The sequence below is a fragment of the Streptosporangium sp. CA-115845 genome (assembly GCF_050943795.1).
Lineage (GTDB): Bacteria > Actinomycetota > Actinomycetes > Streptosporangiales > Streptosporangiaceae > Streptosporangium.
Map to the genome: position 1 here is coordinate 7,600,875 of NZ_CP191988.1, position 13,486 is coordinate 7,614,360.

20 protein-coding genes are annotated in these 13,486 nt (G+C 66.6%); 3 read left to right on the plus strand and 17 right to left on the minus strand.

Annotated features, from left to right (window positions below; genetic code table 11):
- Positions 1-2: 2 nt before the first annotated feature.
- The 12 genes from ACQP0P_RS36240 to ACQP0P_RS36295 all read right to left on the minus strand — a co-directional run bounded on the left by ACQP0P_RS36240 (position 3) and on the right by ACQP0P_RS36295 (position 8,445).
- Positions 3-1,649, minus strand: coding sequence for a hypothetical protein (locus ACQP0P_RS36240; RefSeq protein ID WP_433364038.1), 1,647 nt, complete (start codon positions 1,647-1,649; stop codon positions 3-5).
- Positions 1,621-2,058 carry a hypothetical protein gene (locus ACQP0P_RS36245; protein ID WP_433364041.1) on the minus strand — a complete coding sequence of 146 codons (438 nt, stop codon included), beginning with the start codon at positions 2,056-2,058 and terminating at the stop codon, positions 1,621-1,623. Before ACQP0P_RS36245 ends, ACQP0P_RS36240 begins: the two co-directional genes overlap by 29 nt.
- Positions 2,059-3,333: 1,275 nt before the next feature.
- On the minus strand, positions 3,334-3,558 hold the full coding sequence (locus ACQP0P_RS36250) for a hypothetical protein (protein ID WP_433364044.1): 225 nt from the start codon (positions 3,556-3,558) through the stop codon (positions 3,334-3,336).
- An 18-nt stretch (positions 3,559-3,576) separates the two neighbouring features.
- Entirely contained in the window at positions 3,577-4,185 is a 609-nt protein-coding gene (locus ACQP0P_RS36255) for a hypothetical protein (protein ID WP_433364047.1), read from the minus strand.
- A 50-nt stretch (positions 4,186-4,235) separates the two neighbouring features.
- Positions 4,236-4,415, minus strand: a complete 180-nt coding sequence (locus tag ACQP0P_RS36260) for a hypothetical protein (protein ID WP_433364050.1) — start codon at positions 4,413-4,415, stop codon at positions 4,236-4,238.
- Positions 4,412-4,570, minus strand: a complete 159-nt coding sequence (locus ACQP0P_RS36265; RefSeq protein WP_433364053.1) for a hypothetical protein — start codon at positions 4,568-4,570, stop codon at positions 4,412-4,414. Before ACQP0P_RS36265 ends, ACQP0P_RS36260 begins: the two co-directional genes overlap by 4 nt.
- On the minus strand, positions 4,563-4,868 hold the full coding sequence (locus ACQP0P_RS36270; RefSeq protein WP_433364056.1) for a hypothetical protein: 306 nt from the start codon (positions 4,866-4,868) through the stop codon (positions 4,563-4,565). The genes ACQP0P_RS36265 and ACQP0P_RS36270 overlap by 8 nt, the downstream gene beginning before the upstream one ends.
- Positions 4,869-4,964: 96 nt before the next feature.
- Entirely contained in the window at positions 4,965-5,657 is a 693-nt protein-coding gene (locus ACQP0P_RS36275) for a glycosyltransferase family 2 protein (protein ID WP_433364059.1), read from the minus strand.
- Positions 5,658-5,667: 10 nt separating this feature from the next.
- Positions 5,668-6,252 carry a class I SAM-dependent methyltransferase gene (locus tag ACQP0P_RS36280; protein ID WP_433364062.1) on the minus strand — a complete coding sequence of 195 codons (585 nt, stop codon included), beginning with the start codon at positions 6,250-6,252 and terminating at the stop codon, positions 5,668-5,670.
- The gene (locus ACQP0P_RS36285) at positions 6,249-7,496 is read right to left on the minus strand and encodes an NAD(P)-binding domain-containing protein (protein WP_433364065.1); all 1,248 of its coding nucleotides are present in this window, start codon (positions 7,494-7,496) and stop codon (positions 6,249-6,251) included. The genes ACQP0P_RS36280 and ACQP0P_RS36285 overlap by 4 nt, the downstream gene beginning before the upstream one ends.
- Positions 7,493-8,149: a glycosyltransferase family 2 protein gene (locus tag ACQP0P_RS36290; RefSeq protein ID WP_433364068.1), complete on the minus strand. Its 657-nt coding sequence runs from the start codon at positions 8,147-8,149 to the stop codon at positions 7,493-7,495. Before ACQP0P_RS36290 ends, ACQP0P_RS36285 begins: the two co-directional genes overlap by 4 nt.
- On the minus strand, positions 8,146-8,445 hold the full coding sequence (locus ACQP0P_RS36295; protein WP_433364071.1) for a hypothetical protein: 300 nt from the start codon (positions 8,443-8,445) through the stop codon (positions 8,146-8,148). Before ACQP0P_RS36295 ends, ACQP0P_RS36290 begins: the two co-directional genes overlap by 4 nt.
- A gap of 270 nt (positions 8,446-8,715) precedes the next feature.
- Here ACQP0P_RS36295 and ACQP0P_RS36300 point away from each other — a divergent pair, with 270 nt between their 5' ends.
- From ACQP0P_RS36300 to ACQP0P_RS36310, 3 genes are all read left to right on the plus strand, one after another.
- A complete protein-coding gene (locus ACQP0P_RS36300) occupies positions 8,716-9,636 on the plus strand; it encodes a hypothetical protein (RefSeq protein ID WP_433364074.1) in 921 nt (306 codons plus the stop codon).
- An 84-nt stretch (positions 9,637-9,720) separates the two neighbouring features.
- Complete coding sequence (locus ACQP0P_RS36305) at positions 9,721-10,098, plus strand: hypothetical protein (protein WP_433364077.1); 378 nt, start codon at positions 9,721-9,723, stop codon at positions 10,096-10,098.
- Between the two features lie 807 nt (positions 10,099-10,905).
- Entirely contained in the window at positions 10,906-11,556 is a 651-nt protein-coding gene (locus ACQP0P_RS36310) for a hypothetical protein (RefSeq protein ID WP_433364080.1), read from the plus strand.
- Positions 11,557-11,890: 334 nt separating this feature from the next.
- Here ACQP0P_RS36310 and ACQP0P_RS36315 read toward each other — a convergent pair whose 3' ends face one another.
- The 5 genes from ACQP0P_RS36315 to ACQP0P_RS36335 all read right to left on the minus strand — a co-directional run bounded on the left by ACQP0P_RS36315 (position 11,891) and on the right by ACQP0P_RS36335 (position 13,422).
- Positions 11,891-12,349, minus strand: coding sequence for a hypothetical protein (locus ACQP0P_RS36315; protein ID WP_433364083.1), 459 nt, complete (start codon positions 12,347-12,349; stop codon positions 11,891-11,893).
- Between the two features lie 3 nt (positions 12,350-12,352).
- Complete coding sequence (locus tag ACQP0P_RS36320) at positions 12,353-12,631, minus strand: hypothetical protein (RefSeq protein WP_433364085.1); 279 nt, start codon at positions 12,629-12,631, stop codon at positions 12,353-12,355.
- Complete coding sequence (locus ACQP0P_RS36325) at positions 12,618-12,911, minus strand: hypothetical protein (RefSeq protein WP_433364088.1); 294 nt, start codon at positions 12,909-12,911, stop codon at positions 12,618-12,620. Before ACQP0P_RS36325 ends, ACQP0P_RS36320 begins: the two co-directional genes overlap by 14 nt.
- Before the next feature lie 69 nt (positions 12,912-12,980).
- Positions 12,981-13,205: a hypothetical protein gene (locus tag ACQP0P_RS36330; protein WP_433364090.1), complete on the minus strand. Its 225-nt coding sequence runs from the start codon at positions 13,203-13,205 to the stop codon at positions 12,981-12,983.
- 40 nt (positions 13,206-13,245) lie between these two features.
- Positions 13,246-13,422, minus strand: a complete 177-nt coding sequence (locus tag ACQP0P_RS36335) for a hypothetical protein (RefSeq protein ID WP_433364091.1) — start codon at positions 13,420-13,422, stop codon at positions 13,246-13,248.
- Positions 13,423-13,486 lie beyond the last annotated feature (64 nt).

Consider the following 13,486-nt stretch of genomic DNA (forward strand, 5'->3'; position numbering starts at 1 on the left):
TGTCAGAATCCGTAAACGCGCCCTGAGGTCTTCTTCTTGCGGTTCTTGTACTTCGGGGAAGCGAGTACCAGGCGGCGGACCATGCGGGCACCGATCACACACACAGCGGCGTCGATCTTCTTTGGCGAGTCCGGAGACTCCTTGCCTATCGATACGCCCCACCGGTTCGGCCGGCGGCGAGCGTTACCGACATGTCGGGCCACTCGGGCATCGCCGTCGTGCCGGAATGCCCGCTCGTTGATTTCGGTTTCGGTGAGCTCGCAGGCGAGCGTGAAGTCGTAAGTGCGGGCCCGCATATCCCAGGCGATGGCCTGCGGATCCTTGCCCTCCGGCACCGCGTGGACGAGCAGTTTGTCGGCGTACCTGCCTGGCCAGGTGACCTTGGTGAAGCCTTCCCATTCCTTGACGTCGGCGAAGAAAGCCAGCACATCCCAGCGGTCGAACATCCGCTCCACTGCGGTGTCGACCTCGGTCACGGGCACCACCGATTCGGTGTCGTGGGAGGTGTCGGGCTCCCACACGCCGAGAGTGAAGGTGTAGCCGTCGGAAACGCGGCAGCCGACCAGCGCAGTGGCATCACGGGATTTAGAGCCGTCGAAGAACGCGACTATCTCTTCGCCGTCGGCCACGAACTCGCTCGGGTCCGCGATCGCTGACCAAGCTTGCGGAGTCATCCAGGCATCCTGCGCGGCCGTCGGCCAGTTCAGGTACTTACGTTTGGAGTCATCTGGCCGGGCCCTGGGGTCCCAAATGCGCTCCATGATGGGTCGGACCTTCTGCCAGAAGCAATCCTCGTACACGAACTCCAAAGCCCGGCGAAGCGACTCCTCATCAGACATGTCGGTGTCCGGCGGGGCCACCCGGGCATCGTACAGAATCTTCGACTCGCCGCGGGTCTTGCCTTCCTCCTGCGCGACCCACGCGTCCCAGCTTGCTTCGGCTACCGACCCGATCCCGGGGATCCAGGAGTTACAGGTCTCCAACATCCGGTTGCCGCTCTTGGTGAGGTTGTCCTCCAGCGTGGACGCCAAGTCTGGCCCGCCATTGGAAGGTTTCCAGTGTTCGGTCTCATCTCCGACCACGAAACTCGACTCAGCGCCTTCGGCTGCGGTTGACGACGCGGTGATGACCTCCAAGGTGCCCTCGGGCGCCTTGTAGTACTTCATCTTGCCGGGATCCAGGCTGTATGCCTGAACTAGTCGCGACCCCTTCGCCGCCATGGCGCGCACCATCCGCATGGTGTTCGCGGTCTGCGATTCCGCAGTGGCCGCGATCTGCACCAACGGCATGTCGACAGGCTTGCCGCGCACCCCGCCGGGCGCTCTGGGGTCGAAGTCGTCCACCCGGACTGGCGCGCAGAACTCGGCCAGCGCCAGCGACGCCGCGAACGGTGACTTCCCTGACCCCTTGGCCAGACGTCGAACCCCGTGATGGAAAAGCCAGTTGCCGTTCTCGTCGACCGCATACCACCACAGGAGGAAACGGACCTGAGACTCCACGTACTGCCATCGCAGACCAGCCCGCGGGCCGTTGGGGTGCTTCAAGAACTGCTTGGCCCACCCGATGACCTCGAAACCCAGCGTGTATTCCGGGACGCCAAGGGGCAGGGTGACGAGACGATCAGCGGGAGAGGCGAGCGCGCCATTCATCGATCTCCGCGACCGCCGCCTCCTCGTCGGCATCGATCTCCGGAGCCCGCTCCAGCTCGATCTTCAGCCGGCGCCGGTCCCCCTCGGTCGCAGCGAGCGAACCGAACCCTGACAGGATCGCGGACAGCATGTGCGCAGTCGGTCGCTCCTCGAACTTCTCGATTGCGCGAGCAATGATGAACGCCGACGTCCAGTCCGAGTCGGCGTAAAACACCGACTGGCCCGAAGTGCGCAGCGACTCATACCAGTCGCGCGCCAGCCCCCTCACTCCATCAGGACAGTCAGGGCCGCGGACCACACCGTCCGCCAGGACGACTGGCACCTTGTCAATATCGACCTTGTTGCGGCGACGCCGCTGATCACTGCGGTTGGGCACAGGCCCACCAGAACGAGCCATCTGCTCTCCCATGTCGGGATGGCAACACCCCCTGTCGGGGTCGTTGCAACAACGAAGCGGCCATCCCTAGACCGGCCACCATGTCGGTGACCCAGAAGCGAGACAGCCGCCAATTACTTCAAAAAATGCTCTGACCTGCGGAAATACCGAAAGCGCTGCGCGAACGAGCGCTACTCCCGGCCGTCGTCGCGAGCTCACAACTCGTCATGGCCCGTACAGAATCCGCAGCGCTATCACCTACCGCGCTCGCTTGCCGAGGGGGCGGGGGCACCCCCCACTATGGGATGATTTGTTCGCTTTGATGGTTTTGGCGGAATGTGTCGGAAGTGCCCGTTTTGGCGGTTGCGGGAGCCGGGAGGCGCCTGGCCTCAACATCGAAACTCCACATCATCGACACGTGCTCATTGTCTCACGCGACCATCAATGTCGCCATGCGCAGGGACACCTTCTCTCCTGCTTCTGGCCTTCTCTTATGAGACGAGGCTTGTGCTGGAGAGCGTGAGGAGGAATGCGCCGGCTGCGAGGAGAGCGAGTGGCCATGCTCTCTGTATGGCTGACCAGATGGTCGAGGCGAGGAAGGCGATGAGTGCGAGCAGTATGAAGATGTCCATGAGGTGTCTCTTCCTGCGGTGATTACAGTGCGCGCATATGTGAGCTGCATGGATGCAGCACACGTCACGCTCTGTTGTGCGAAGTGTGTGCAGGATGATGGCCTCATGAGTGAGTGCCTTGGGTCCCTGCTGTATGCGGTGATCAGTCGCCTTGGGGATGCCTACGAGGCGGCTAGGCATGGCCTGCTTGACGAGATCTCCCTCTCTGGCCTGGCATGTAAACCCGAGGAGATGAGGGATGCGAATGGCCGGTACATCCTGTTGGATGCGCTGGCTGTGCTCGTGCAGGCCAGATCGGCGCTTACTCAGGTAGGGGGTCAGAGAAGGCCAGGATGACGCTCTCCTGGCCTCTTCCTGGGGATCCGCTTGGCCGCTGCTGCCAGCCCTGCCTGCTGCCCTGTGCGGAACCTGTGGTGGCTTCTACACAGGGCTCTGAGGTTCTCCAGGCGGTGATCTCTCGGGTCTCCTATGTGGTCCACCTCGATGTCCTCTATAGAGCCGCATATACGGCCATGCAGGACCCATCTACAGGACTGGTCGCGGGCCTTCACCGCGGCGACTCTCGCCGGCCAATCCACGGGCCTGGGGGCTGAGCGCCACATAGTGGCCGTCTCGACCCGGTCTCTGGGGTTGGCCTGTATGCGGCGTGCCATGGAGGATCACCTCCTGGGGGTCGTCAGCTTTCGATGCCCTTCTCGGCCGGCCATTCGCCGGTAGCTCTCTTGTGGAGATTCGCGCAGAGGCCCTTCACCATGGCGGGGCCGACGTGCTTGGAGAGTTCCTTGACGCAGCGGTCGAAAGATCCGTCTGTGCCCCAGCGGATCTTGAGGGCGCCAGGGCCGGACGTCCAATACTGCATGAGCCTCTCGGCGCCACCGTCTCCGGGGTTGGTGTCTGCCATGGCTACCTCCCGTGGGCCTCAGCGGTAGCGGGGCTGGGAGTGCAGGTCGTCGAGGTGGCGCTTCGCGAGACGCGACAGGTCTTTCGCCTCTTGGGCGGTTCTGGCCTTGACCCACTTGTTGCCCGCCCACACGGTTTGGCCGATTTTGATGTTGTCGGGGTCGCGGGCGATGGTGCCCTTGCCGTATGGGTTGCTGGCTTCCCTTTCCAGGGCTTCCTTACGGAGGGGGGTGGCGTTGCGGTTCGCTGCGGCCTCACGCTCGTCCATTCGGGCGCTTCGCTCGGACCCGTTTTTCCGGGTGAGGGCGTCGCGGGCGATGGATCCTCCGGAAGGGCCGGAGCGGCCTCGGTTGGAGCCGTTTGTTCTGCTTCCCGGCGAGGGGAGGGAGGAGGATCCGGAGGCGCCGTTGCTGCGGCCTGCCCTGGCGCGGATGGCGTCGTCCATGCGCTGACTCGTGGTTTGGGAGTCGGTGGGCGAGGAGTCCCTGGGGCTCTTCGAGTCGCTTGTGCCCTTGGCGAGTTTCGAGCCCGGCGCGGGCTTCTTGCCGTGGTTCTTGGATTTCACGGCGCCGGGGGTGAGGGGTTTCCAGCCGTGCTTCCACTGCTGGCCAGGGTAGGGGTGCGGCACGGGGCCCTCGCTTTCGTGGGTGGTGGGCGCTGCCGCGTGGCCGCGTAGCCCTAGGTGGGTGGGAGTACAGCAATCCCGGAGACGGCAGTAACGACGGTGAAGTGCACGCCAGGGAAGTCTCTGCGGAGGCCGGAGGTGACGTGGGCGATGACGTCGTCGGGTGGGTCGTCTTCGAGGGTGATGAGGACCTTGTCGCCTGGGCGGAGGACGACCAGGGCGGGATTGGTCATCCTGTGGGTCCTCGGTGGGCGCCTGCGACGAGCTGGCCGACAAGGTAGAGGGCTTGGTTGTCGGTGAAGCCTGCGCCGACGTAGGCGGTGAACATTTCGTGGAGGGACATGGCGGCTTCAGCGAGCTGAGTGATGGGGTCCTCAGGCTCAGGCATTCGGCGCATCCCGGGCGATCCGCAGGTCGCCGCCCGCATGCTCATGGACCGCGCGGACAAGGTCCTCGTAGGTCACGTCAAGCGCGTTGGCGACGGCGAGAGCCTTGGGGTTCCGTTGTTCCAGATGGCCGTGCCCCGAGGGCAAGATGCCGAGTTTGCGTGCTTCGCTGATGCGCCTGGTGGCGGTGGACTTCGCAAGCCCGAAGCGCCTTTCCACGGCCTTCGCGGGAGGCTGACCCGAATCGACGGCGCCCCTAAACACCTGGGCGAGTTCGCCGTACCACTCCTTGGTCTGCATTGGGTATCTCTCCTCATGGGTGGGCGAGAGCCCCGGCGCATGAGGACGCCGGGCTCTCTACCTCCGGTGTACGGCCGGAGGGTTCTGGTGGGCGCTTCAGGTAGAAGCGAGAACAGCGGGATTGTGCTCGGCGACGATGGGCCGCACCTGGTCAGGGTTGCCCTCAGCAGCCACATAGCGGGCCATCAGCGCCATGTTCGCCTGGTAGAGCGTGCTGGCGGGGTCAATCTCTGAGGGGTGCCAAAGATGAAAGATCACCCCAGGGTGCTTGACGGTCGGGCCTAGCAGAGCGTCACAGGCCACCCTGGCTGCCGTGTCCTCTGCACCCCACCCGGTCATGCGCTCGTCCATGCCGCCCATGCGCCACCAGCTCGGCGGCTGAATGACCATGCACCCGCCGGTGCTCCATTCGGATTCCAGCTCGATGCCGCAGTCCATGGGCTGTGTGCCCGCCATGTAGGCGTCGGTGCCTGCTGGAGTGAAGCCCCGAAACAGCCGGTAGGGCAGGTGGAGGAGTTCGTCGTGGGCGCTGTCGATCGCGGCGAGAAGCGGTTCCCGCTCGGGCAGCGTGTCGGCGTCGCACAGCACGACTACCTCGGCGCCGACGTCCTGGGCGAGGCGCACGCCGTGGTTGCGGGAGCCTGCCCTGCTGAACGGTTGGTGGCCGGAGTCGGCGTCGATGTGCCAGGCGTCCGGCAGAAGTGACCGCAGGTGGGCGCGTACCGTTTCGTGGTGGCGCTCCCGGTCAGGCTGGCCACCACGCCACGGGATCACTACAGCGACGCGCACACCGCCTCCTTCAGCTCTTGCGGAACACGGCCCATGGGTGGTCGCCTTCGACGCGCTTCAACCCGCGCTTGGCTGCTTCCGCCTGCTGCACGTCGGGATCCCACGTGGTGACGTCAATCCAGATCTGTGCCTCTTCGGGGTGGGCGCTCGTCGGCCAATCCAAGATGAGCAGGCCACCCTTACGGACCGCCTTGCACAACCCATCGAGGATGGTCAGCACCGAGGCGCGGCCGTGGTGGATTAGCACCGCCAGGCACACCACCGCATCCGCCTTGTGCCCGAGCTGGGCGTACAGGTCCGAGCCATCCGTCTGAACCTGCGGCAAGCCCGGATCGTTGCCCGCCAGGGCCGTAAGCATGGTGGGCGACGCATCCGCACCCGTCACCTCAAACCCGAGCCTGCGCAGCGGGATCGCGACCCTGCCGTCACCGACACCGAAGTCCACGACCCGCCAACCGGGCTTGAGGACCTCGGCGAGCTGGTGGGCGGTCTGCTCACCTGAAGCCCAGTACGCCTCTTCGGACACGCCACGGGAAGGGTGGATGTGCTTCGGACCCGCTTCGTCCCACGCCTTGATGACGTCGTGGGCGTTCATGACTTGCGGCCGATCCGGATCACAGTCACCCCTGCCTGATCAGGCATGTAGCCATGCGGGTCCAAAACGACGGAGCCGGGCGCAAAGTTGCACGTAGCGTGGATTGGATGCTTCGTACCGATCACGTACACGCGCGGCTCGTCAGGGCGGTCGAACTCGCCATCGACGTAGATGTCCTTGTGGATCACCTCGTGGCCGCGCTCACGCAGTTGGTGGGCGAGCAGCAGCGCCGGGGAGCCGGCGGTCAGGACGCTCTCAGGCTTGTACGCCTTGCCTAGGATGCAGATCGGGTGGCCGGTCTGGTCCGCCCAACGCTCGACGAGATTGGCCAGCCAGCCGGTCTGCGCCTCCCGGGCGATTGCCATCTGGCCGAGCAGGTCGTAGGACAGGTCCAGGCGTTGGGCAAGCCAAGACATGGCGATCAGATCACGGGGATGACATGCGCCACCGTCGCCCATGCCGCCACGCAGGTACTTCGAGGAGATCACCCGGTCGGTGGCCAGGGAGAGCGCGTCGATGACCTCGTCGCAGTCTGCGCCGGTCTTCTCGCAGATCTCCATGATGGCGTTGCCGATGACGACCTTCGCGGAGATGACCGTGTTGTACGCCACCTTGATCAGCTCAGCCGATTCGATGGACGTCTTGAACACCGGCCGGTCATGGAGCTGCCCGTACACCTCGACCACGGGGGCCAGGTGCTCGGGCCGGTCAGCGCCCATGAGGACGAACTCCGGGCGCAGGAAGTCCGCGATCGTCGTACCCATCGCGATGAACAGCGGTGAGTAGACGAGGGACACGAACGGGTTCAGCAGGCCGCGGATGTGCTTGTTGCACGTCCCCGGCAGCACCGTTGACACCACCACGAGCGTGATCGGCTTGCCCTGGTGGGCGGCGGCACGACACACGTCCCGAACTGCCTGGACGAGAAACGCGTATTCGAAGTCGCGACGGTCCCAGGGGGCAGGGGTCTCGCCGCCGTAGGCGGGAGCGTGTGGTGTCTGCACCGCCACGAACACCACGTCGGCGTGGGCGACGACCTCAGCCGCCGTGTGAGCAAGCTTCAACGGGCCGCGGTCGATCAGATCAGTGAGCCCCTGCTCTCCGTGGTCGCCGCCCTCGGAGAACATGCGCTCAACCCGGACCCGGTTGAGGTCGTAGCCAATGACGTCATGGCCGGCGAAGTGCTGCAGGGCCAAGGCGCAGGGTGCGCCGAGCTTGCCAAGCCCAATCCAGCCGACGTTCATGGTGTCCTCTCGGGGGTCCAAGCAGCCTTGAGCGTCTCGATGTCGCGAGCTCGGGCGGCTTGCATGGGGGGTGAGTGGTAGTCCGCGGTGCGGTACCCAGCTTGGGCGTCGCGCCACGTCTGGTCGTTGTGGCCGCCGGTCAGGTCATGGCGGTCGTGCAGGATGGTCACCGGGATGCGGTGGTGGGCGCCTACCGCGGTCGCGATGTCCTGCATCCAGGAGTCGCAGTGCGGCGACAGGGAGAAGTGGCCGAGTGTCTCGACGATCGACCGATGAACGATCGGGAAAATGTCCAGCAGGTGCGAGTCGTTGTGTGCCGGCCACAGCACGCCGCGATCAGCTTCCTCGACGCGCGAGTCCCAGCCGGGGGTGAGCATTCGGGCGTCGTCGTTCCACAACAGCAGCCACTCCCCCGACGCCAGGCGGGCGAGGTGGTTCGCGTACTCGTGGAGACGGTGGTAGCCGTACCTGGTGGGCGCCACCCAGCAGATGGCCCGGGACCGCTCGGCGGCAACCGCCGTGTCCGGGTCGTCTGGGTCTGCAGCAACGAGGATCTCCAGCCCATCTGGGTTGTCGGCCATGACGCGGAGAGAGCCGATCGAGTCCACCAGCGACTCTGGGCGCCTGCGGGATGGCAGCAGAACAGAGATCATGTGATCCGGATAACGCCACTGCGGAGGAACGGCTCCTCAGGGGTAGCGATGGGTTTCACCCAGATGACGTAGCGGCCTTCATCAAGCTCGCTGATACCTTCATCGCTGCCGTAGAAGACCATCGCTCTGCCTGCCCCGTTCTCCCACTGGGCGACGTGCCAGTCATCGTCGCCGGGTTCGACGTCGTACGGCATGAGCGCCATGAAGACGGGTGTGGCTTCGGTGTACGGGCCCGTGACCACTCCCGAGCGGATGAACTCCTTCGTTCCGGACGGGTAGCAAGGAATATCGCTCATGAGCTACCCGCCCTTCAGCGTTGGGGTAAACCGATAGACCAAGCCCGCGAGGGCGGACCGGCAGACCAGCCTCTTGAAGTGGGCGGGCCAGCTGACCAGAACCTCTCAGGTGGTCCGATCGTCCAGGGGATTTCTCCGCCAGGAGCGCCAGTGGACACGCTGGGCGTAGGGATGCTGGCCGTGGCCATGACTGTGGATGGTCTCGCCGCAGTGGTGATGGATGCGGCGGGGATCGTGGTCGTGGCCTGAACCGCCGCCGGGGTGGCTGTGGTGAGTGTGGACACGGTGGGCGTAGGGATCGCCGCCGTGGCCGAGACGACCGCCGTGGTGACCGAGGCGCCTGCCGAGGTGGTGGGCGCTGGGATCGCAGCAGCTGCGGTGACCGCCGCTGGTGAGGCGGTGGAGTTGCCGTCGGCTAGAACGTCCGGCACCGGGATCGACGCGGTGGCCGTGACCACCGAGGGGCTCGCCGACGCTCCTGTGGTCGTTGCTGGGCTCGGAACGATCGCGGATGCCACCACCGCAGGCGGTGAGGCCGTGCTGCCCGTAGAGACATCCGGGGTGCTCACCGACGCCGTAGAAGCCACCACAGCCGGAAGAGCAGTGGAGTCCGCGGTGGTCGTGGGCGAGCCGACCAACGCGGCGGCCTGGATCGCGCCCGGGGTTGCGGTCGTCGACGAACCGGACTGCACCGCAGGCGCCGGGATGGACATCGTCACGGCAACGGCCACCGGGTGGGTGGTCGAGCCCGCGGTGACGTCCGGAGCGGGGATGCTCGCCGAGGCTGCCACGGTGGCCGGCGTGACGGCTTGGCCTGACGTGGTCGTAGGCTCCGGTACGGACACCGCTACAGCGATAACCCCAGGTGTCACCGTGGAGTCGGAGACGACTGTGGGCGCCGGAACCGAAGCGGTCGTGGCTACCGTGTCGGGGGTGGCTGTGGATCCCGCAGATGGGGACGCCGCAGGCACCGTGGACGTAGCCTCGACCACCGTCGGGTTGGCGGTTTGGCCGGCACTCGCCGTGGGCGTCGGGATGCTCGCCGAGGCAGCGACCGCTGCGGGGCTCGCGGTGGTGTTGCCCGACGCCGACACGCTCGGAGCCGGTACGGAAGCGACTGCGGAGACAACGCCCACTGTGATGGTGGAGTTGCTCTCCACTGTCGGGGAGTCGATGCTCGCCGATGCCTGAACAGCCGCAGGAGCCGCCGAGGCGCCCGCGCTTACGGCAGGGGCCAAGACGATCGCCGAGGCGATCACGGCCGATGTGGTGGCCGTGGAGCCTGCCGAGACTGAGGGTGCCGGTATCGACGCCGCCGCGGGGACGGCGGCCGGTGAGGCGACCTTCTCCGCGACGATCGCCGGGCCTGGAACCGAGGCGGTCGCAGCGACCACGCCTGGTGAGGCTGTAGCGCCCGCCGACGCCGTAGGGGCCGGAATCGAGGCAGTTGCTTGCACCGTGGATGGCGAAGCGGTCTTGACCGCTGTGACCGCCGGAGCGGGCACGCTGGCCGTGGCCGCCACCACCGAAGGCGCCGCGGACTGGCCGGCCGACACCTGCGGGGCAGGCACAGACGAAACCGCGGACACCACCTGCGGGCCAGCCGAAACACCAGCAGACACCGACGGCGCCGGAACCGAGCTGGTGGCCTGAATCGCGGCCGGCGAAGCCGCGGAACCGGTTGCTGTGGCAGGCGCCGGGATGCTTGTCGAGACCTGAACCACAGCAGGGCTTGCGGACACGCCCGCCGAGGCGGTGGGCGCCGGGACCGAAGACGTCGCCTCAACGGCGGCTGGGGAAGCGGTCGCGTCGACCGGGGCTGATCCTCCGCCGGTGATGCCGAGGGTGAAGCCGACCCTGTAGCCGAGCGCGATCGACGCCGTGAAGTCCTGAGCGGTCGTCGGAGACGACGAGGTCAGCTCGCGGGTGGCGAGCGCCGCGGCGGTGTAGGAGCGGGACTGCAGGTCGCCTTGCTCGGCGTATCCGGCTGGTGGGGTCCAGTCCATGAGGCCGGATCCGGTGCTGGGCATCGCCGCGGTGAAGCGGACCTCTAGGTCTGCACTGCCCGCGGGGGTAATGCCGGGGGTGGTGGAGGCGGCGCCGGCTCCTGCGCTGGCCTGGGCGACCACCGGGGTGGTGTCGGCGGCGTCTTGGATGGCGGCGACGAACGCGATCCCGTCAGCGCCGGGATGCTGGGCGAAGTTGTACGTGGACGGCTCAGAGCTGCCCGCTACTTTCCACCAGATCTTGGTCTGCAGGGCGGAAGTGCCTGCGGTGTAGGAGTCCAGTAGCTGCCAGGTGGCGCCGCCGGTCGGGGTCGGCATGTCGTCGAGCACGCCGACGTCGGCGGCGTGCAAAGCGAGCAGGATGTCGCCTTGCATGGTGCCGGCGGGTTTGTCGACCGGGTTGTTCGCGAGCACGAGTGCGGCTGCGACGACGTCTCCGCGCAGCGTGGGCGGTGTGGATCCGTCAGAGACGTCCGGGGTGGGAATGGTCGCTGTTGCGGAGACGACCGCTGGTGCGGCGGTGGAGCCGGTCGAGGTTGTGGGCGCCGGCACGGAAGCAGCGCACGCCACCACAGCGGGGGCGGCGACGATCGCTGTCGCTACCTGCGGGGCAGGGACACTCGCGGTAGCCGCGACGATAGCGGGCGCCACGGTGGCGCCCGCGCCGATCGTCGGAGCAGGAACCGCCGCAGTACCGGCGACTACAGCCGGGGTGGCGGTGGCGTCCGTCGCCCCGGATGTCACGCCGACGGTGAAGCCCATGCGCTGTGACAAGGTCAGTGACGCGGTGAACGTTTCCGCGCTGGTAGCCGACCCCGAACCGAGGATTCGGGTCGCCAACGTCGCGGCTGTGATGTTGCCCGCCCTGATATCGGCCTGCTCAGTGAACCCGGCAGGAGGCGTGAACGTGTTCGCGCCGGACATGACCCCGGCGACATACCGCAGTTCCAGATCCGCAGACCCGGCCGGAGTGATGCCTGGGGTGCTGGCCGAAGTGTCGGAGCCGGTACCAGTCTGCGCGAACGTCGGAGTCGACGACGACGCGCCGCTGACAGCCGCGATCACTATCGTCATCTGCGACGCGTTGCTCTTCGTGAAGGTGTAGCTGCTGGGCTCGGACGAGCCCGCGACCTTCCAAAACACCTTCGTGTTCAGCTGGCCGGACCCGTTGGTGCGTGAGTCGAGCAGCAGCCACGTGTCGCCGCCTGTGGGGGTGCCGATGTTCGCGAGGGTCCCGATGTCGGTGGAGACGAACGCCAGTAGCACGTCCCCGGCAACGACGCCGGCTGGTTTGGTGACGGTCGTGGAGGTGAACCCGCCGATACGGGTACCCGACGTCGTGGACCGCAGCGCAACGGCCATGCCCGCCCCTCCGCTTCAGGTGGGGACGGGCAACAAAAAACCGCCCGTGGGCGGCTGCGGGGAGGTGGTGCGGGCTGCTACGCCAGCGTCAGGTAGAAGATGCCCGACGCACTCCAGGTGATGCTGAGCGTGCCCGCGCTGGTGCTGTAGTCGGCGCCCAGCGTGACCAGCGCGATCGCAGCCTTTGGGGTGAGGTTGTTGGCGTAGATCAAAGCTCCGCGAGCACCGGTGATCGTGGAAGTGGACCACGAGGAGTCAGCGGCGTCGAACGTCGCCACCCCCGACGAGCCGGTGAACGTGGTGCTCGTCAGTGTCGCCCCGCCAGCGGTGTACCCAGTGCCGCTGACCTCGTTGGCATTCCACACACCCGCCCCGTAGGCGGCACTCGCGGCAGCCGCATTAAAGTCCGGTGTCACCGAGTTGGTGAACAGGGCGACCTTGTTGTTGGTCTCGCTGTCGAGGTCGATCGCGAGCTGCGTGGTGTCGAAGACGTCAACGATGTTGGCGACGAACAGGCCCGAGCTGGAAATCGCCATGTCTCAGACCTCCTGGTCGTGGTCGGCGACGGTGACGGACTGCGGAAGCTCGTCGCCGGGGGTGAGGTAGGCGTCTCCGCCGACCTGCACGCCCTCGGATCGGGTATCGGAACGGGCCTCGCGGAGCGCATGCGCGGCGTCGGTCTTGGCGGCCTTGTTCTCGTCGGACGGGTCGTCGTCGTAGGCGGCCTTCGCGGCGAGGAGTTCGGTCTCCAGGCGGCCAAGCTCGTCGAGGGCGTCGGCCTGTGCTCGCAGGGCGGCTGCGCGGTCAGCGCTGGACATCGGTGCTCCCTTGGATCGCGGATGCGGGGATGACGGCGTGGACGGTCTCCACGGACTTGATGTGGACCGACTGTTGGAGTTGGCCGTGCTCGATCACGTCGTTGCCGAGCTGGTCGGTCACGGCTTTGAAGCGGCGCCCGTCTTTGCCGTAGCCCTCGCGGACCTGGTCGTGGGTGGCGTGCGTCCACCCCTGAGGGCGGGTCTGCGGGCTCTTGTCTCGCAGCCACTCCGCGTAGGTGAGGCCCGTGTCCGGGGTCCAGGTGGTGGGCGAGAGAGCCACGACGACCTCCTGCGGGCACGCCAAAAAGGCCGCCCGGCGTGGACGGCCTTTCGTTGGATCAGGTGGGGGTTAGGTCAGGGTGGGGACGGCGGAGTAGTCCTCGCCAGGGATCCGGACGACGTCGGCCAACGGTACCCACTGCTCGTTGACGTGCCGGTTGGGGCCGATCATGGTGTCCCAGTAGACGAGGGCGAGCCACGCGCCGAGGTCCGTTTGGCGGCGAGCCCGAATCCACGCCACCCGGTCCCGGAAGATTACGAGCGGCGGGCGCGGCGGCAACCGAGACTCGTCCATCCCCGCAGGTTACGGGCGGGCACCGACAGGGACGTGAAGATCAGAGGTCATGTGAGCAGTGCGGGCAGGCCACGACCTGCTCCGCCGTAGCAGCCGGGGTCAGCCCGAACTCCTTAGCAGTCGCAGCGTCATCCGCGAGCAGTGCGGCGGCGGTGGGGAAGACGTGGCCGCACTCGCCGCACACCTGATGTACGTCAGCAGTCCATGGCTCATCCACGCTGTGGGAGTGGCAGTGGGAGTACCAGGAGGAGCCGTCAGGAGTCTCACACCCAGCAGTCGAG

Coding starts and splice junctions, on each gene's coding strand:
- ACQP0P_RS36265 (WP_433364053.1), bottom strand. CDS start 4,570: ATGCCTGAGCCTGAGGACCCCATCACTCAGCTCGCTGAAGCCGCCATG.
- ACQP0P_RS36270 (WP_433364056.1), bottom strand. CDS start 4,868: ATGCAGACCAAGGAGTGGTACGGCGAACTCGCCCAGGTGTTTAGGGGC.
- ACQP0P_RS36290 (WP_433364068.1), bottom strand. CDS start 8,149: ATGATCTCTGTTCTGCTGCCATCCCGCAGGCGCCCAGAGTCGCTGGTG.
- ACQP0P_RS36330 (WP_433364090.1), bottom strand. CDS start 13,205: ATGGACGAGTCTCGGTTGCCGCCGCGCCCGCCGCTCGTAATCTTCCGG.
- ACQP0P_RS36285 (WP_433364065.1), bottom strand. CDS start 7,496: ATGAACGTCGGCTGGATTGGGCTTGGCAAGCTCGGCGCACCCTGCGCC.
- ACQP0P_RS36295 (WP_433364071.1), bottom strand. CDS start 8,445: ATGAGCGATATTCCTTGCTACCCGTCCGGAACGAAGGAGTTCATCCGC.
- ACQP0P_RS36260 (WP_433364050.1), bottom strand. CDS start 4,415: ATGACCAATCCCGCCCTGGTCGTCCTCCGCCCAGGCGACAAGGTCCTC.
- ACQP0P_RS36320 (WP_433364085.1), bottom strand. CDS start 12,631: ATGTCCAGCGCTGACCGCGCAGCCGCCCTGCGAGCACAGGCCGACGCC.
- ACQP0P_RS36250 (WP_433364044.1), bottom strand. CDS start 3,558: ATGGCAGACACCAACCCCGGAGACGGTGGCGCCGAGAGGCTCATGCAG.
- ACQP0P_RS36280 (WP_433364062.1), bottom strand. CDS start 6,252: ATGAACGCCCACGACGTCATCAAGGCGTGGGACGAAGCGGGTCCGAAG.
- ACQP0P_RS36315 (WP_433364083.1), bottom strand. CDS start 12,349: ATGGCGATTTCCAGCTCGGGCCTGTTCGTCGCCAACATCGTTGACGTC.
- ACQP0P_RS36240 (WP_433364038.1), bottom strand. CDS start 1,649: ATGAATGGCGCGCTCGCCTCTCCCGCTGATCGTCTCGTCACCCTGCCC.
- ACQP0P_RS36245 (WP_433364041.1), bottom strand. CDS start 2,058: ATGGGAGAGCAGATGGCTCGTTCTGGTGGGCCTGTGCCCAACCGCAGT.